This window comes from Methyloparacoccus sp. NF-16 (assembly GCF_056880625.1).
In genome coordinates this window covers 583,552-601,157 of record NZ_CP174130.1, presented here as the reverse complement: position 1 = coordinate 601,157, position 17,606 = coordinate 583,552, and the positions used below count along the sequence as shown (strand labels likewise).

At 65.1% G+C, this 17,606-nt stretch carries 19 protein-coding genes; 4 read left to right on the top strand and 15 right to left on the bottom strand.

Annotated features, from left to right (window positions below; translation table 11 throughout):
• Positions 1-2: 2 nt before the first annotated feature.
• From rnc to rpoE, 8 genes are all read right to left on the bottom strand, one after another.
• Positions 3-695, bottom strand: a complete 693-nt coding sequence (gene rnc / locus ACH5N8_RS02855; RefSeq protein WP_460026670.1) for a ribonuclease III — start codon at positions 693-695, stop codon at positions 3-5.
• Positions 692-1,075: a DUF4845 domain-containing protein gene (locus tag ACH5N8_RS02850; RefSeq protein WP_483282426.1), complete on the bottom strand. Its 384-nt coding sequence runs from the start codon at positions 1,073-1,075 to the stop codon at positions 692-694. The genes rnc and ACH5N8_RS02850 overlap by 4 nt, the downstream gene beginning before the upstream one ends.
• Positions 1,072-1,848, bottom strand: a complete 777-nt coding sequence (gene lepB / locus ACH5N8_RS02845) for a signal peptidase I (protein ID WP_483282425.1) — start codon at positions 1,846-1,848, stop codon at positions 1,072-1,074. The genes ACH5N8_RS02850 and lepB overlap by 4 nt, the downstream gene beginning before the upstream one ends.
• Positions 1,849-3,654 (bottom strand): translation elongation factor 4, encoded by a 1,806-nt coding sequence (gene lepA / locus ACH5N8_RS02840; protein WP_483282424.1) that lies wholly within the window; start codon positions 3,652-3,654, stop codon positions 1,849-1,851.
• A 4-nt stretch (positions 3,655-3,658) separates the two neighbouring features.
• A complete protein-coding gene (locus ACH5N8_RS02835; RefSeq protein ID WP_483282423.1) occupies positions 3,659-5,107 on the bottom strand; it encodes a DegQ family serine endoprotease in 1,449 nt (482 codons plus the stop codon).
• Positions 5,108-5,212: 105 nt separating this feature from the next.
• Positions 5,213-6,163, bottom strand: a complete 951-nt coding sequence (locus tag ACH5N8_RS02830) for a MucB/RseB C-terminal domain-containing protein (protein ID WP_483282422.1) — start codon at positions 6,161-6,163, stop codon at positions 5,213-5,215.
• Between the two features lie 68 nt (positions 6,164-6,231).
• Positions 6,232-6,735, bottom strand: a complete 504-nt coding sequence (locus ACH5N8_RS02825) for a sigma-E factor negative regulatory protein (RefSeq protein ID WP_483282421.1) — start codon at positions 6,733-6,735, stop codon at positions 6,232-6,234.
• Positions 6,736-6,753: 18 nt separating this feature from the next.
• Entirely contained in the window at positions 6,754-7,326 is a 573-nt protein-coding gene (gene rpoE / locus ACH5N8_RS02820) for an RNA polymerase sigma factor RpoE (RefSeq protein ID WP_460026663.1), read from the bottom strand.
• A gap of 284 nt (positions 7,327-7,610) precedes the next feature.
• Here rpoE and nadB point away from each other — a divergent pair, with 284 nt between their 5' ends.
• From nadB to ACH5N8_RS02805, 3 genes are read left to right on the top strand one after another with little or no spacing between them, the layout of a single operon-like run.
• Positions 7,611-9,215: an L-aspartate oxidase gene (gene nadB, locus ACH5N8_RS02815; RefSeq protein ID WP_483282420.1), complete on the top strand. Its 1,605-nt coding sequence runs from the start codon at positions 7,611-7,613 to the stop codon at positions 9,213-9,215.
• Positions 9,216-9,225: 10 nt separating this feature from the next.
• Positions 9,226-10,236 (top strand): NAD(P)H-quinone oxidoreductase, encoded by a 1,011-nt coding sequence (locus ACH5N8_RS02810; protein ID WP_483282419.1) that lies wholly within the window; start codon positions 9,226-9,228, stop codon positions 10,234-10,236.
• On the top strand, positions 10,236-10,943 hold the full coding sequence (locus tag ACH5N8_RS02805) for a tetratricopeptide repeat protein (RefSeq protein WP_460026660.1): 708 nt from the start codon (positions 10,236-10,238) through the stop codon (positions 10,941-10,943). Before ACH5N8_RS02810 ends, ACH5N8_RS02805 begins: the two co-directional genes overlap by 1 nt.
• A 25-nt stretch (positions 10,944-10,968) precedes the next feature.
• On the opposite strand, the gene ppnP is transcribed toward ACH5N8_RS02805, so the two are convergent.
• Positions 10,969-11,283 (bottom strand): pyrimidine/purine nucleoside phosphorylase, encoded by a 315-nt coding sequence (ppnP, locus tag ACH5N8_RS02800; protein WP_460026659.1) that lies wholly within the window; start codon positions 11,281-11,283, stop codon positions 10,969-10,971.
• A gap of 84 nt (positions 11,284-11,367) precedes the next feature.
• Positions 11,368-11,859: a hypothetical protein gene (locus ACH5N8_RS02795; RefSeq protein ID WP_483282418.1), complete on the bottom strand. Its 492-nt coding sequence runs from the start codon at positions 11,857-11,859 to the stop codon at positions 11,368-11,370.
• A gap of 273 nt (positions 11,860-12,132) precedes the next feature.
• Here ACH5N8_RS02795 and ACH5N8_RS02790 point away from each other — a divergent pair, with 273 nt between their 5' ends.
• Positions 12,133-13,431 (top strand): hypothetical protein, encoded by a 1,299-nt coding sequence (locus tag ACH5N8_RS02790; RefSeq protein ID WP_460026657.1) that lies wholly within the window; start codon positions 12,133-12,135, stop codon positions 13,429-13,431.
• On the opposite strand, the gene ACH5N8_RS02785 is transcribed toward ACH5N8_RS02790, so the two are convergent.
• The 5 genes from ACH5N8_RS02785 to ACH5N8_RS02765 are packed head-to-tail and all read right to left on the bottom strand — an operon-like array spanning position 13,425 to position 17,520.
• Positions 13,425-13,943, bottom strand: coding sequence for a protein disulfide oxidoreductase (locus ACH5N8_RS02785; RefSeq protein ID WP_483282417.1), 519 nt, complete (start codon positions 13,941-13,943; stop codon positions 13,425-13,427). The genes ACH5N8_RS02790 and ACH5N8_RS02785 overlap by 7 nt on opposite strands.
• A complete protein-coding gene (locus tag ACH5N8_RS02780; RefSeq protein ID WP_483282416.1) occupies positions 13,940-14,659 on the bottom strand; it encodes a M48 family metallopeptidase in 720 nt (239 codons plus the stop codon). Before ACH5N8_RS02780 ends, ACH5N8_RS02785 begins: the two co-directional genes overlap by 4 nt.
• 5 nt (positions 14,660-14,664) lie before the next feature.
• Complete coding sequence (locus ACH5N8_RS02775) at positions 14,665-15,156, bottom strand: GreA/GreB family elongation factor (protein WP_460026654.1); 492 nt, start codon at positions 15,154-15,156, stop codon at positions 14,665-14,667.
• A gap of 56 nt (positions 15,157-15,212) precedes the next feature.
• On the bottom strand, positions 15,213-16,430 hold the full coding sequence (gene lpxB, locus ACH5N8_RS02770) for a lipid-A-disaccharide synthase (RefSeq protein ID WP_483282415.1): 1,218 nt from the start codon (positions 16,428-16,430) through the stop codon (positions 15,213-15,215).
• Positions 16,423-17,520, bottom strand: a complete 1,098-nt coding sequence (locus ACH5N8_RS02765) for a DegT/DnrJ/EryC1/StrS family aminotransferase (RefSeq protein WP_483282414.1) — start codon at positions 17,518-17,520, stop codon at positions 16,423-16,425. Before ACH5N8_RS02765 ends, lpxB begins: the two co-directional genes overlap by 8 nt.
• Positions 17,521-17,606 lie beyond the last annotated feature (86 nt).

Below are 17,606 nucleotides of genomic sequence, written 5' to 3'. Positions count from 1 at the left end.
GCTCAGGTCTTGAGGCCGAATTCCTCGGCCAGCTTGGCCAGCATCTTCTCGGCAGAGGCCTGCTCCGCCCGCTTGCGCGAGGAACCCCGCCCCTCGCAGGTCTCCTCGGTCAGCGATACCCGACATTCCACCACGAAGCTCTGGTCATGCGGCTGGCCCACGACCGAGCGCAGCGTGTACATGGGCAGTTGCAGGCCGCGGGCCTGCATGGATTCCTGCAGGCGGGTCTTCGGATCCTTCTTCCAGTCGCGGATGGACAGCCCCTCGATCTGCTCGGCAAACAGCTTGAGTATCCACGTCCGGCAGGCATCCATGCCCTGATCCAGCAGCAAGGCGCCGATCAGCGCCTCCAGCGCGTCCGAAAGGATGGAATCCCGCCGATAGCCGCCGCTCTTGAGTTCACCGGAGCCCAGGATGAGATGGTCGCCCAGGTGCAGCTGCCGGGCGATGTTAGCGAGCGCGGTCTGGTTGACCAGCGTGGCCCGCAAACGGCTCAGGACACCTTCATCGGCACCGGAAAACTTCTGGTACAGCCGCTCGGCGATGACGAATCCCAGCACCGAGTCACCGAGAAACTCCAGCCGCTCGTTGTTGTCCGCCGCCGCGCTGCGGTGGGTGAGCGCGCGCCGGACCAGGTCCGGATCGGAGAACCGGAGGCCCAGCTTGCGGGCCAGCTTTTCGGGTTCGTGCGTCAACGCGGTTCCGCCTCGATCGCGTCATCGAAATGGACGAGCAGTTCGATGTTGCGGATAAACGGACGGGCGACATCGTAGGCGATGCGCACCCGGGTCAGGCGACCCTCGCGGCTGACCGTCACATCGGGTGCTGTCACGTAGGTGACGGAATCGATCTCCCAGCGCTTCTGCAGCGTGGCGAGGATCTCCTCCCGCGAACGCGACGGCCAGTCCGGCTGGGCCTGCAGCGACTCCAGCGCCGCCACGACCTTGAAATGGTCGAGGTAGACCGGCAGCAGGCTCAACAAGAGCTTGCCGGCCAGGGCGGCCACGGCCGCCAGCAGCAGAAAGCCGGTCAGGGTGACACCCGCCTGTCGCCGACCGGGCGAACGGTCACTCATTCCAGGAGGGTGCCGATGCGGTTGAAGGCGATGCCGGGCTTGCCGGAATCCCAGCTCATCCAGATGAAGAATGCGCGCCCGACCAGGTTGGCCTCGGGCACGGCACCCCAGAAGCGGCTGTCGTTGCTGTTGTCCCGGTTATCACCCATGACGAAATAGTGCCCCTCCGGCACCACGAACTCACCCTCGCGGGCCGAGGGTTCGCCAGCCCGAACCAGGATGTCGTGATGGACCGCGCCAAGCTCCTCGTTCAACAGGGCCTCGCCGTCCATGCTGCCGCCCTGGCTGCCACCCGAATAGACGCCCAGCGGCGTCTGCTTGATGGCGGTGCCGTTGACGAAGACCTGCTTGTTGTAATAGCCGATGCGGTCTCCCGGCAGGCCGATCACGCGCTTGATGTAGTCGACGGTCGGATCCTTGGGAAAGCGGAACACGACGATATCGCCGCGCTCGGGCGCGCCATTTTCGATGATCTTGGTGTTCAGTACCGGCAGGCGCACGCCGTAGGTGAATTTGTTGACGAGGATGAAGTCACCCACCAGCAGCGTCGGCATCATGGATCCGGAGGGGATGCGGAACGGCTCGACCAGGAAGGACCGCAGCAGCAGCACGATCAGCACCACCGGAAAGAAGGACCGCGCGTATTCCACCAGTACCGGCTCAGGCTGCCCTGCCTCGACCAGCCGGTAACGCTGCATCAGCGCATACACACCCCAGACGATGCCGGTGACAAAGGTCCCCAGCACCAGGAAGAAGGAAAAATCGTAGTCCATCTATGAGTCCTTGTTGACGCGCAGCACGGCCAGGAAGGCTTCCTGGGGAATGTCGATCTTGCCCACCTGCTTCATGCGCTTCTTGCCGGCCTTCTGTTTTTCCAGCAGCTTTTTCTTGCGGGTGATGTCGCCGCCATAACACTTGGCGAGGACATTCTTGCGCATGGCCTTGACCGTGGAGCGGGCGATGATCTTGGAGCCGATCGCCGCCTGGATGGCCACCTCGTACATCTGCCGCGGAATCAGATCCTTCATGCGCTCGACCAGATCGCGGCCGCGGGTCTGGCTGATATCACGGTGGGCAATCAGGGACAGGGCGTCGACCCGCTCGGTGTTGATGAGGATGTCCAGCTTGACCAGGGGCGCCGCCTGAAAGCGCAAGAACTCATAGTCGAAGGAAGCGAAGCCACGACTCACGGATTTCAGCCGATCGAAGAAATCCAGCACCACTTCGCTGAGCGGCAGCTCGAAACTGATGGCTACCTGGCCGCCCATGAACTGCATGCGCCGCTGCACACCGCGCTTCTCGATGCACAGGCTGATGACGTTGCCCAGATAGTCCTGCGGCACCAGGATGTTGGCCTCGATGATCGGCTCGCGGATCTCGACAACCTCGTTAGGTGGCGGCAGCTTGGACGGATTGTCGATCTCGATCGTCGCCTCGTCGGTCTTCAGTACCTCGTAGACCACGGTCGGCGCGGTGGTGATCAGGTCGAGGTCATACTCGCGCTCCAGCCGCTCCTGGATGATCTCCATGTGCAGCATGCCGAGGAACCCGCAGCGGAAGCCGAAGCCCAGCGCCTGGGAGGTCTCCGGTTCGTAGTGCAGCGCCGCGTCGTTGAGATGCAGCTTGTTCAGCGCCTCGCGCAGATCCTCATAGTCGTCGGAGTCCACCGGATAGAGTCCGGCGAACACGCGCGGCTGTACCTGCTGGAAGCCGGGCAGGGGTTCCGCGCAGGGCTGGTCGGCGGCGGTGATGGTGTCGCCCACCGGTGCGCCGAAGATGTCCTTGATACCAGCGATGACGAAGCCGACCTCGCCCGTCTCCAGTGTCTCCTTGTTCAGCGACTTGGGCGTGAATACCCCCAGCCTGTCGGCCAGATGACTCTTGCCGGTCGACATCAGCAGGATTTTCTGTTTGCGATGGATCGAGCCGTTGACCACCCGCACCAGCGACACCACGCCCAGGTAATTGTCGAACCAGGAGTCGATGATCAAGGCCTGCAAGGGCGCGGCGGGGTCGCCCTTGGGCGGCGGCACCTTGGCGACCAGTTGCTCCAGCAGTTCGTCGACGCCGAGACCGGTCTTGGCGCTGATCTTCAGGGCCTCGTCCGCCGGCACGCCGATGATCTCCTCGATCTCGGTGCAGACCCGCTCCGGCTCGGCCGAGGGCAGATCGATCTTGTTGAGCACGGGGATGACTTCCAGCCCCTGCTCGATCGCGGTGTAGCAGTTGGCGACGCTCTGCGCCTCCACGCCCTGGGCCGCGTCGACGACCAGCAAGGCGCCCTCGCAGGCAGCCAGGGAACGCGACACCTCATAGGAGAAGTCCACATGCCCGGGCGTATCGATCAGGTTCAGCTGATAGGTTTCGCCATCCCGAGCCTGGTACGCCAGGGTCACGCTCTGCGCCTTGATGGTGATGCCGCGCTCGCGCTCGATATCCATGGAATCGAGCACCTGCGCCGACATTTCGCGCTCGCTCAGGCCGCCGCAGGTCTGGATGAAGCGATCCGCCAGGGTCGATTTGCCATGATCGATGTGGGCGATGATGGAAAAGTTGCGTATGTGCTGTTGATCCGCCACCGGCTCAATCCTTCAGCTTGATGGCAAGGAACTGCGAGCCACCCCGGCGCTGCACCAGCACGGCGACGGTCTTGCCCTTGGGCAGGCCGTTGACCAGGTCGGCCAGGTGCTTGGCATCGCGGACCGGCTGATCCTGCACGCGGAGTATGACGTCGCCGCGACGGATGCCGGCCTCGGCGGCAAGTCCCGGCTTCACGCCGGTGATCAGGGCCCCGCCGGTCTTGGGCAGTTCCAGCTGCTCGCGCTGCGCGTCGGTCAGGTCGGCAAGGGTGACGTTCAGGCGTTCGACCTTGTTGCCGGCACCGCTTTCCTCGGCGCCGCCGGCTGCCTGTGGCTCCTCGTCGGGCAGCATGCCGATCTTGATCGGCACCTCCATGCTCTTGCCCTGCCGCAGCACCTTGAGTTTGGCGGTCTCGCCGATCTTGGTGGCGCCGACCATCGGCGGCAACGCGGCGGAGGATTCGATCTCGCGTCCGTTGAACGCCTCGATGATGTCGCCGATCTGCAGCCCGGCCGTCTCGGCCGGGCTCTTGGGCAGAATCTTGGCCACCAGCGCGCCCTGCGGCTTTTTCATGCCGAAGGATTCGGCCAACTCCCGCGTCACATCCTGGATCTGCACACCCAGCCAGCCGCGGGATACCTTGCCCTGGCTCTTGAGCTGTTCGACCACCTGCATGGCCACATCCATGGGGATGGCGAAGGACAGCCCCATGAAGCCGCCGGTGCGGCTGTAGATCTGCGAATTGACGCCGACCACCTCACCGTCCAGATTGAACAGGGGCCCGCCGGAATTGCCGGGATTGATGGCCACGTCGGTCTGGATGAACGGCACGTAATTGTCGCTCGGCAGGCTGCGGCCCTTGGCGCTGACGATGCCGGCGGTCACGGAGTGATCGAAGCCGAACGGCGAACCAATCGCCAGGACCCACTCGCCGACCTTGAGATCCTCGGAGGAACCCAGTTTCACCACCGGCAGTTCCCTGGCCTCGACCTTCAGCAGGGCAATGTCGCTGCGCTTGTCGGAACCGACGATACGGGCCACCAGCTCGCGGCGATCCTGGAGCCGGACGACAACCTCGTCGGCATCCTTGATCACATGATGATTGGTGATGATGTAGCCGTCCGGCGAAATGATGAACCCCGACCCCAGCGACTTGGACTCGCTCGGCTCGCCGCCAGGCCCGCCGGGTCCTCCCGGCATGCCGGGCACGCCTTCGCCGAAATAGCGTCGCAACAGGTCATCGAAAGGTGTTCCTTCGGGAATTTCCATGCCCTCGGGAAGCTGCGGCTGCAAATCGTTGGCCGCCACTTTCTGGGTCGTGCTGATGTTGACCACGGCAGCATTGTTCTGCTCGACCAGGGCGGTGAAGTCGGGAAGCTGCGCCTGTCCGAAAGGCGCGAACAGCGTCACGGACACCAGCAGCAGGACTCGGGACCAGTGGGCTTTAGGCATAGTAGGGTAGCTCTGGAGAGGCACGGAAGGAGGGCTATGGAAAAACGGGATCGAACGGCTGTCCATCGACCGGCAGGTTGTCAGGGAGACTCCGGGCCCCGGGAATCAGGGCGCCGGCGCCTTCGGCTGTATGCCGCTGGCGATGAGCCCTACGGTCTTGGCCGGCACCTCGCCCATCACCGTCACGACATGGTCGCTCAGGGCGGCGGTCTCAACGTTGACGGCGCCCAGCCGGTAAGCGCCGGCATTGACGGGATTGCCGCGCTTCTCGATGTACACGGAGACGGTCGAGAAGCCATCACTCAGCAAGACATGTTCGATGGGCTGGTTGGCCGGAGGCCGCATGAACAGGGAATAGGAGACAATCTGGAAGCCCTCCGGCACCCGGCGCAGCGACCAGTTGAGGCTCTCCAGCGGCCGTGCCTCACGGTGGCTGACCTGGGTCACGGCGGATTGCGTCCGGGACGAGGGCTGCAAATCCTCCGGGGCGATCGGGTTCCGGGTGTCGATGGTGGTGAAGACCATCTGTTCGACCGACTGGCCATCCTCGTTCAGCACGTCCAGCTTGAGCGGCAGGCAGGTTTCGGTGTCGATCCACAGGAGGCGGCTGTAGCGGTAGCCATCCTTCGGCTCCAGGGCAACCACCTGGGTCAGTGCCCCGGCGACATATTCCCGACCCCGCAGGTGAACGCGATAGAGGCGTTCCAGGGTTGCCGAGTCCTCGGGAAGGTTGATCAGGACGGACTGGCTGGCGGGCTTGGTCTCGACCACCACCCGCTGGTTCTCCCCCGTGTAGCGGGCCAGGTTGCCGTCCGTGCGAACCACCTCGCGGTAGGGGCTGTTCATGGCGACCAGCCGCTCCTGTTCATGCCCGCCCCGGACCTGATGGTAGAGCTTGAAGCTGTCGACCTGCTGGTCCTTGATGTAGGCGACCACGCCCTGATAGGTCAGTGTGCTGGCCGCCTTGCGCATGCCGGCCAGCCACTCCAGGCCGGATGCCGGTGCTGCGGCGTGATCTTCTCCGGCCAGTGCCCACAGGGGGATCAGCACCAGCATGAGGCCCAGAAAGTTTCCTCGGGATTGTTTTGGCAGCCCGCGCATCACGTGGAAGGTTCCCGAATGACTCAATGTCCGGACTGACCGCTTACCAGCCGGACCGAAGGCAGCATGCCCTGGGCGCCCGAAAGATAGGTGGATTCGTTGTGCAGGGCGACGAAGTCCTGCAAGTCCGGGTCCACGCCGGCCCTGACGACTGGCGCACTGAGCGGGGCCTGCGCCAGCATTTCTCCGCCCTGCCAGGGCACATGCTGACTGATGGAGCGCCCCACCAGCAGGGCCAGCGCCGCCACCGAGGCAGCCAACGCCAGCGTCGTGACCTTCTCGCGGTAGCGGGACCGCCAGCTGCGCGGCGCGAGCACGACCGGTTCGTCCGCCAGAGCCGCCTGCACACGGTCGGCGAACCCCGGATCCGGCACCAGGGCGGAGGAGGAGCGCATCAGTTCGCGGGCAACCGCGTAGCGGTACAGCCTGGCCGCGACCTGCGGGTCCGCCTGCACGCGGGACATGACGCCCAACGATTCGTGGTAACCCAGCTCATCGTCCAGGTACGCGCTCAAGTTTTCTTGCATGTCGTTGTTCATGGTCGTTCACCTAATCAAGGGTTCGAGGCGCTTGTCGATGGCTTCGCGCGCCCGGAAAATTCGCGATCTGACAGTACCCACGGGACACCCCATGACCTTGGCAATCTCGTCGTAGCTCAAGCCGTCGAACTCCCTGAGCGAGATGGCCATGCGCAGCTCTTCCGGCAGCTTCCTGAGGGCATCCTGAATGGCAGCCGCGATTTCCTCGGTCAGTAGCATCCCCTCGGGTGTCTCGTAGTTCCTGAGACGCCCCCCCGATTCAAATTGTTCCGCGTCCTCGATCTCGATCTCGTCATCCGTGGGGCGACGGCTGCGCATCGAGAGGTGATTCTTGGCCGTATTGATCGCGATTCGATACAGCCAGGTGTAGAAGGCGCTGTCCCCGCGAAACCCCGGCAAGGCGCGATAAGCCTTGATGAAGGTCTCCTGCGCGACATCCAGCGCCTCGTGCTGGTCCTTGATATAGCGATTGATGAGTTGCGCGATCTTGTACTGGTATTTGCGAACCAGGCTGTCGAAGGCCTTCTTGTCACCCTGCTGCACACGTCTGACCAGTTCCTCGTCGAGTTCCTCTCCCATCCGGGAAACCTTCCTGACCTAAATGAGCCCGTTGATTTTGGTGTGTCGCCGAGGTGTTTCAGCACAAAGCCTGCTGGACAGCCGGCCGATCACCCGGAATGGTCCAGCGCGTTCCGGACCCTGACAGGGTTGAGCATGGCAACGAATGCGTCATTATCTTTGTTTGTTGCCTGCCATTCAATCGAAACCGCCGCCACGGGGACGCCCCGCCCCTCGCCCCGACGATGGCCGGGGATTTTTTTTTACAGTACGATGAAATTCCGATTCATCCAGCGACCGCGCGCATGCCCTCCCCTTGGTACGACGTTCTCATCATAGGCAGCGGCGCCTCCGGGCTGAGCCTTGCGTTGCGGCTCGCCGACCAGATTTCGGTCGCCGTCATCTCCAAGACGGCACTGATCGAATCGAACACCCTCTATGCGCAGGGCGGCATCTCGGCGGTTCTCGACGCCGAGGATTCGATCGAATCGCACATCCAGGACACGCTCGAGGCCGGCGCCGGCCTCTGTGATCCGGACACGGTCCGGCTGGTCGTTTCGCACGGCAAGGCCTGCATCGACTGGCTGCTGGACCAGGGCGTTGCCTTCACGGAAGTCGCATCCGACAGCGGCACGCATCAGCTGCACCTCACCCGCGAGGGTGGACATACCCATCGGCGGGTCGTCCATGCGGCCGATGCCACCGGGCGGGCCGTGGAAACCTCGCTGGAACGACGCGCGCGCGAACACCCCAACATCCACCTGTTCGAGTACCACAACGCCATCGACCTGATCACGGGAGCGAAACTGGGCCTCGGCGACCTCGGGGTATTGGGCGCCTACGTCCTGAACGGCCAGACCCAGCAGGTGGAAACCTTCCGCGCCCGCTTCGTCGTGATCGCCTCGGGTGGCGCCAGCAAGGTCTACCTCTATACCAGCAACCCGGACATCGCCACCGGCGACGGCATCGCCATGGCCTGGCGGGCCGGCGCCAGCGTGGCCAACCTGGAATTCATCCAGTTCCACCCGACCTGTCTGTACCACCCGCATGCCCGCTCCTTCCTGATCTCGGAGGCGGTGCGCGGCGAAGGCGGGCGCCTGCTGCTGCGCGACGGCACGCCATTCATGCAGCGCTTCGACCCGCGCGCCGAGCTGGCCCCGCGCGACATCGTCGCCCGCGCCATCGACCACGAGATGAAGCGGCTGGGCGCCGACTGCGTGTTCCTGGACATTTCCCACCGGCCGGCCGACTTCATCGTCCAGCATTTTCCGACCATTCATGCGCGCTGCCTGGAACTCGGCATCGACATCACCCGCGATCCGATCCCGGTCGTGCCGGCCGCGCATTACACCTGCGGCGGCATCCTGAGCGACCATCGCGGCTGCACCAGCGTGGCGGGACTGCTGGCGATCGGCGAAGCCGCCTGCACCGGCCTGCACGGCGCCAACCGCATGGCCAGCAACTCGCTGCTGGAGTGCCTAGTGTTTGCCAGGCAGACCGCGGAATACATCCAGGTCAACCTGCACCAGCGCCCGCCGCCACCGCCCCTGCCGGACTGGGACGAGTCCCAGGTGACGGATTCGGACGAGGAGGTGGTGGTGGCCCACAACTGGGACGAAATCCGCCGCTTCATGTGGGATTATGTCGGCATCGTCCGCACCGACAAGCGCCTGCAGCGAGCCTTGCGGCGGGTGGAACTGCTGAAGCAGGAAATCGCCGAATACTACGGCAACTTCCGCGTGACCAACGACCTGCTGGAACTGCGCAACCTGGTCATCGTCGCCGAGCTGATCATCCGCTGCGCCCTGATGCGCAAGGAGAGCCGCGGGCTGCACTTCACGCTCGACCATCCGGAGGCCGACACCTCCGCGCCGCCGCGCAACACGGTCCTGCATCCCCGCAAAGCCTGAGCGGACATCCATGCCGGTACCCGCCATCCCTGCACGCATGCGCGCCGTGGCCGTCGACTTGCCCGGCGAGCACTATGCCCTGACGTGCCGGGACGAACCCGTGCCGGTGCCCGGACCCGACGAGGCCCTGATCCGGGTTGCGGCGGCGGGCGTCAACCGGGCGGACATCATGCAGGCCCGGGGGCTTTATCCGCCTCCGCCGGGCACACCGGCCACGCCGGGACTCGAGGTCGCGGGCACGGTGGTCATGACCGGCCCCGGCGTCCACCAGCCAGCCGTCGGCGAGCGCGTCGCCGCGCTGCTGCCGGGCGGTGGCTATGCCGAGTATGTCCGCGCCGCCGCCGCGCTGTGCCTGCCGGTGCCGGACAGCGTACCCCTCGCGGAAGCGGCCGCGCTGCCGGAGGCCCTGTTCACCGTCTGGGCCAATGTCTTCGAGAGCGGCGGGCTGCGGACCGGCGAAACCCTGCTGATCCAGGGCGGTGGCAGCGGCATCGGCACCACCGCGATCCAGATGGCGCGGCTGGCCGGGGCGCAGGTCATGGCGACGGCGGGCGGCGCCGAAAAATGCGCGGCCTGCGAGCGGCTGGGCGCCAAAGCCATCGATTACCGGCGCGATGACCTCAGGACGCGGGTGCTCGAGCTGACGGAAGGCAGAGGCGTCGACGTCATCCTGGACATCGTCGGCGGCCCCTCTCTCAAGGACCATCTGGCCATCCTGGCGCCCGGCGGACGCCTGTCCCTAATCGCCGTGCAGGGCGGCCCCAGGGCCGAGATCAACCTCCTGCCGATCCTGCTCAGGCGGCTGACGATCACCGGCTCGACCCTGCGCTCGCGCTCGCTGGCGGAAAAGGTCCGGCTGGCCGCGGTCATCCGGAAACGTGTCTGGCCCTGGGTGTGCGACGGCCAGCTGCGCGCCGTGCTCGATCGCCGCTTCCCCCTCGCCGGCGCCGACGACGCCCACCGTTACCTGGCCAGTGGGCAACACTTCGGCAAGCTCGTCCTGACCCTGGAGGGCGACTGATGCGATGCGCACCGTTCTGGCCGGGGCTAGCGGGACTTTTCCTGGCCACCGGACTCGCTGCGGCCGATTTCGCCAAGGGCATGGCTGCGGTCGAGGCTGGCGACTGGGACCGGGCCCTGGCAGAATTCCGCCCACTGGCAACGCGCGGGGATCCGGACGCCCAGGTCAACCTCGGCAACCTGTACATGCGCGGACTGGGCGTGGAGCAGAGCTACGAAAACGCCCACCAATGGTATGAGAAGGCCGCCCGCTCGGGACAGCCGGTGGCCTTGGGCAAGCTGGGGCTCATGCACTTCTACGGGCTGGGTGCGCAGGAGGACCACGCCGAGGCCGCGCGCTGGTTCCGCCAGGCGGCCGATGCGGGAAACGCCGACGCCGCCCTGATTCTGGCGGAAATGTATCGGCAGGGTGACGGCGTCGGCGCCAACCGGTCCGAGGCCTATCTCTGGTATTCGGTCGCCGGCGAACTCGGCAAGGACGAGGCCAGGACGCCGCGCCAGCAACTGGCCGAACAACTGTCGCCGTCCGAGCTCAACACGGCATTGACCCATCTGGAAGTCTGGCACCAGCAGCACCGCCACCGGGACGCCATGCGGTCGGAAGCGACGGTGGAATCGACCACGGCGCCGGCACGGACGCCGCCCCGCCCCAAGGCCAGCGCACGCCAGGCGGCTTCACCGGCGACACCGGCAAAATCCCGGCGCTAGGCCACGCCCGATGGGCCGCCTGGAGTCACTCGCCGAAGTGGCAGACGTAGTCCAGCAACTCGATGGTCTCGATATCGAAACGGCTGTTGCCCGGAATACTGAACGATTGGCCGGCGCCGTACGCCTGCCAGCCCGTCTCGCCATCCAGGCGAACGCGGCAGCGGCCGGCCACAACCTCCATCACTTCCGGCGCCGCCGTACTGAAAGTCAGGATCGAGGGAAAGATCACGCCCAGGGTCTTGCGGCTGCCATCGGCGAACAGCACGGTATGGCTGACGCACTTGCCATCGAAGTACACATTGGATTTCTTGACGACACTGACCTGTTCGAACTGCGACATCGATACAACCTCGTGAGGATGGGTGGATAACTCGGGTTTTCCAGGGTAACAATCGAAAGCCTGGCTGAGACACCGGCGCCGGCATCAGATCAGGATGACCAGCAGCCCCAGCAGGATGAGGCCCGCCAGCAGCCGGTAGGGCCAGGCCAGTTCGCCCCAGGCCAGCCGGACTTCCAGGTAGCGAAGCCCGGCCCAGCGCTTGAGGCGCGGCCAGAGCGTCCGGCGGCCGTACCGCCAGCCCCAGCGGGCGGCCAGAAGGATGAGGACGATCTTCAACGGCGTGAGCCCGATCGCCGTCGTCACCTCGGAGTAGCGATGGGCATCCTGGGGGAAGTGCTGCTTGAGCCAGTCGGCCAGCAGATCCTCCAGCATCTCCTCGGGTGCCTCGATGAGCACCAGCCACAAGGTCTCGATGACCTCCAGCACGATATCGAGGAAGAATTCGCCCAGCACGATCAGCACCGTCAGCGCGCCAACGAACCAGTACAGCGGTGTCCAGCTTGGCTGGACACCCTCGGCGGAGAGCTCGCGCAGCCCCTCTGTCGGCGTGGTTTCGTGCAGGTCAGGCTCGGTCATGCTCGTCGCGACTTGTGGGAGAATCCAAGGTGTCCGGCCGGTGCGCAAGCGCCCCGGCACCCGTCCCGGCGGACCCCCGACGACCGTCATCCACAGCGGGAAGACGGGGCCTTGGGGCCAATTCTAACTATGATATAGTTCCCCGCCGAAAATTGCTGGATGCGCACTTTCCCGACCGACGAGCGCGACTGCCGATCCCGGACATCAAGGCTTCCCCAAGAGAGCTAGAGGCGTTCAACAGCCCAAAACCTAAACCATCCCATCGAGAGCTTCATGGAAATCAAAGAGTGGCTGCAGGTTTGGCAGTTTGAACACAATCCCTTCGTCATCTTCGACGCCGACCGGGATCCCTACCTGCAAACCTCGATGGTGGAGAACACCTCCCTGCGATCGGTGCTGCTCCATATCGACAAACCCAGCCCCTATGTGATTTTCGCCATTCGCGGCGCCGGCAAATCGTCGATGCGCATCGACACCGAGCGCTATCTGAACGATTACCGCGACCAGGTGCTGGTCATTTCCTACGTGGAGTTCAACGAGCTGCTGGCCGAGGTGGCACGACCGCGCAACCTGCCGATTGGCTATGCCGCCGACAAGTCGGCCCTGGCACGGCTCTTCAAGCGCAAGAAGCAGATCCCCTTGGGCCGTGAAACCAAGATGACCCTGGACGATCATCTGGACTACATCCTCAAGCTGGGCATCGAGGAACTGTACCGGACCATCGTCGACACGCCGCGCGAGGACCTGCTGAAAAACAACCGGGAAATCGCCGAGAAATTCCTCCTGCTGGCGGCGCTCTACTACGCACCCAACGATCTTTCCAGCAAGGTGGCGACCCTGCGCAAGCTGATGGGCATCGCCAGCTACGAGAGGAAAGTGCCGTTCTTCATGAACAAGCAGGCCAAGATGCTGGCCGGCGAGATCTACCGCCACATCCGCGGGGTACCGGTTTCCCTTGAGGGCATGGTCAAGACCATCCAGGAAATCGGCGTGGGACTGTTCGAGTTCCACGGCATCCCGCGCAACACGGAAAACCGTTTCACCCTGCTCAAGAGCTTCATGGAACTGGTGCGGTATTTCGGGCTGTCCGGCGTCTACCTGCTGGTTGACCGTGTCGACGAGCCGACCAGCATCAAGGGTGATCCGGAAAAGATGCGCGAGCTGGTCACCCCCATCCTCAACGACCAGCTGTTCCAGATCGACAACCTGGGCATCATCCTGTTCCTGCCCTACGAACTGCACGATCTCAAGAAGTATTACCGCAGCGACCGCATCAAGACCATCTCGTCGATCAACTGGTCGCCCGACAACATGATCCGGCTGATCGAGAAACGGATGAATGTCGGCCGCAAGCCCGGCAGCCCGCCCATCCACCTGGCCGACCTGTTCGAGGAAGAGGGTGGCAGCAAGGCCAACTTCATCGTCCGCCAGCTGACGCCGCGCAATGCCTTCCGCCTGCTCAGCATCATTCTCGAGGAGCACTGCCAGACCGTGGTTTACGGCGTGAAGATCTCCACCGAAGTCTACGAGTCCGCCGTGCAGCGCTACCTGATCGAGAAGGAAGGCTACTGATCGTCCGCCGGGCGGCCCGCCAACCAGAGCCGCAGACGGATTCCCCAGGCGGAGGTATAGCCGCTCGCGACCGAGCGGATATCGCCTTGCCGGTCGATGAAGAACAGTGCCGGAACCCCGCGAATCCCGAACCGTCGAGCGATCCGACCATCCTCATCGACCAGGGTCGGCACATGAAAATCGTGTGCGGCCATATAGGCGGACACGGTGGCACGATCCCCCGACTGCGTCGCCACGGTAACGAGTGCGTGCGTCTTGGCCAGTTCGTTGAGCGTACCCTGCATCGCCCGACAGACACCGCACCAGCTGGCCCAGATGTAGACCAGGGCCGGCTTGGGCAGTTGCGCGATTCCGGCAAAGACCTGCCCGTCCGTCTGCTGCCCGCCCAGCGCCGGCACCCTGCCGCCATCCACCATGCCGCGGGTCAGGAAGGCCTGCAACAGGCCGATCAAGGCCAGGGTGATTACCCAACCGAGGACCGACCTCGCCCGGCCAGCCCCTCGACCGCTCATGCAAATCGCCGCAACAGCGCAACGCCATGCTGCTTCAGCCAGGCTCGGCGGCGGGGCCAGTCCGGCAACAGCTCGGACACCAGCATCCAGTAGGCTTCGGAATGATTGCGGTGGCGGATATGGCAAAGTTCATGCACAATGACATACTCCAGCACCGCCGGCGGCGCAAAGGCCAGCACCCAGTTCAGGCTGATATCGTTGGCGGGGCCACAGCTGCCCCAGCGCGTGTTCATGCGCTTGATGCGTATGGCTCGCGGCAGCAATCCCGGCTCCTCGCCATGCCATGACGCCAGCCGTCGCGCCTCGCCCTCCAGCCAGCGCCGTATCCAGGCAAACAGGGCTGCCCTGACCTGCTGCTCGGCGCTGCCGGAATACCCCGCCGGCAGCGTGATTTCGAAGGCTCCATCATCGCGGCGAAGGATTTGCAGACGCCGGGACAATGCCGAGGGCGTGACAATCAGGGGCGTCGCCTGCCCCTGAAAGGGCACGGCGCCTCCCCGCGCCAGCGGCGCATCGGGCTCGATCCGCGCCGCGCGTTCGCGGATCTCGGCCAGCTTGCGCTCGGCCCAGACACGATGACGCTGGAAGAATGCCAGCGCCTGGGTCTCGCCGATCCCATCCGGGATCACCAGCTCGATTCCCTGGGGTTTCACCACCAGGCGCAGCTGCCTGGCGCGCGGACTCCGGCGCAGCGTGACCCCGGCAGGCGCGCTCACCGGCGTCAGCCTCCGTTGATCGCCAGGATTTCCAGCTCCCTGTCGCCGGCCGGGCGCCGCCAGGTCACCACGTCGCCGACACGGGCATTCATCAGCGCCTTCGCCAGCGGCGATACCCAGCTGATGCGCCCGGTCGCGACATCGGCCTCGTCCTCGCCGACGATCACCACCGTCATTCGCTCACCCGTGGCGTCCTCGACACACACGCTGGCGCCAAAGTGGACGGCATCGTCCGCCATCCGGGGTTCGACCCGCACGGCCCGACTCAGGCGCTCGCTGTAATAGGCCAGCTCCCGGTCCAGCTCCCGCAACGCCGGCTGACTGGACAGATCCTCACGCCCCGCCAGCGTTTGGCGTGCCGCAGCCAGCTCCTCGACCTTCTGCCGCAACAGCGCCAGCCCCCTGGGCGTGACGTAATTGATGTGCGGGCTCTGCGGCCGGACCGGTGTTTCACGGTCGGCCTGGTCATCCTGCTCCTTGACGAATGCGCGGCTCATGCGGTGCTTGCCAATGTCAGAAAAAAGTCGAGACGAAACGGGCTGGCCCGGGACACTCAGGATGCCGGCGCCCTGCCGAGCAGTCTGGCCGCCAGTCGCGCCAGCTCGGCCGAGCCGTCGCGATTCCCCAGTTTCTCGCGAATCGCCCGCAGCTCGGTCCGCATCCGCTCCGCATAGGTGGCATCCGTGAGCAGGCGTCGGACCTCGGCCGCAATATTGTCGGGCGTGGCGTCGGCCTGGATGAATTCCCGCACCACACCGTGGCCCGCCAGGATGTTGGGCAAGCCGATGAAGGCCACCTTGACCAACAGCCGTCCCAGCCAGTAGCTCAGCGGCGACAGCTTGTAGACGATGACCATGGGCACCCCAAGCAGTGCCACTTCGAGGGTGGCGGTACCCGACACGGTCACGACCGCATCGCAGCATTGCAGGACATCGTAGTCCTGGCCACGGATGACGCGAATGGTCAGCGCATGCTGCGCCAGCGCCGCCTGCAGGGCAGCATCATCGACCGAGGGTGCCTGAAAGAGCAGGAAACGGGCCTGACCGAATTCAGCCGCCAGACGGTCGGCCGCCACCAGGATCACCGGCAACAGGCGCCTGATCTCGTTGCCGCGACTGCCCGGCAGCAGGCCGATGACGGGCACGCCCGCCTCCGCGCCCGGCAAGTCGTATTGCCGCCTGGCCGCCGCCACGGACAAGGCCGGTTTGACCTTGCCCGCCAGCGGGTGGCCGACATAGGTGGCCGGCACGCCATAGGCCTCGTAGTAGGGCAGCTCGAAGGGAAAGATGAGCGCCATGTGGTCGACGATGCGGCCATAGGTGCGAACCCGTCCGGGGCGCCAGGCCCACACCTGCGGGCTGACATAGAATAGCACCCTGATGCCGGCGGCCTTGGCGGTCTGCGCCAGCCGGAAGTTGAACTCCTTGTAGTCGACGCAGATCAGCAGGTCCGGCCGGTACTGGTACAGGGCGCGCCGCATTGTCGCCAGGGCGGCGCGGATTTCCCCGTAATGCCGGAGAATCTCGGCAAGACCGATCACACCGATGCCCGAGGAGTCGACGCACAGCTCGACACCCGCTTCGCGCATGGCCGCGGCCCCCATGCCGACGCCCCGGACACCGGGCAAGAGCTGGCTGAGTTCCCGGAACAGCGCGGCACCGTGGCGGTCGCCGGAGGCCTCGCCGGCGGAGATCATGACCAGCGGCGAGTGACCGGCTCCCGCCTGCACGGGATTCCCGCCGGCAGCCATGACCGGGTCGGCGCTAGGCATTCAGGGCCGAGCGGATCGCCTGCACCACGTCCCGCACCTGCTCCTCCGTCAGTTCGGGGAAGATCGGCAAGGACAGGCAGCGGGCCGCGACCGCCTCGGTATGCGGCAGCGCCACACCCCGGCAGGCATCGGCGAACACCTTCTGCCGGTGCAGCGGCACCGGATAGTAAATGGCGCAGGCGATACCGGCACCTTGCAGCGCGGCCATGATGGCGTCGCGATGGTCGGTCAGCAGCGTGTACTGGTGATAGACATGCACGCCCACGCCATCCTCGAAAGGGGTTTCCAGCGGCAGATCGGCCATCCCTTCGGTGTACAGCCGGGCGGCCCGGCGGCGACCGGCATTGAAGCGGTCGATGTGTTGCAGCTTCACCCGCAGCACCACGGCCTGCAGCTCGTCCAGCCGGCTGTTGTAGCCGATCGCATCGTGGTAGTAGCGCACCTCGGAACCGTGGTTGCGCAGCTTCCTGACCTGGGCGGCAATGGCATCGTCATCCGTTGTCACCAGACCACCGTCGCCATAGGCGCCCAGATTCTTGCTGGGGAAGAAGCTGAAGCCGGCCGCGAGGCCGAATCCACCGGTCTGCCGCCCACCGATGGTCGCGCCGAAGGACTGGGCACAATCCTCGATGAGCTTCAGGCCATGCCGCTCGGCAACGGCCAGGAGAGGCGCCATGTCGCAGGGCTGGCCGAACAGATGCACCGGCATGATGGCCCTGGTCTTCGGCGTGATGGCGGCCTCGACCCGGGCCGCGGTGATGTTGAAGGTTCTGGGATCGATGTCCACGAACACCGGCGTCGCTCCCACGTAGCGGATGGCCTCGGCGGTGGCGATGAAGGTAAAGGCGGAGGTGATGACTTCGTCGCCCGGCCCAATGCCGGCGGCAAGCAGGGCCAGATGCAGGGCCTCGGTACCGTTGGCCACACCGATGGCGTGCCTCACGCCCAGATAGTCGGCGACTTCCCGCTCGAACGCCTGGACGTTGGGCCCCATCACGAAGGCGGTATTCTCCAGCGCTGCCAGCAGGCCGGCATCGATCTCATCCTTGAGCTGGTGATACTGGGTCTTCAGATCGACCATTGGGATCATGATGAAGGGTGCTCCTTGTGTTGCGGGAAGAGGCCGGTTACCGGAGGGGACGAGTTGCAGGTACCCGAGGGCCCCGGCAGGCCGGG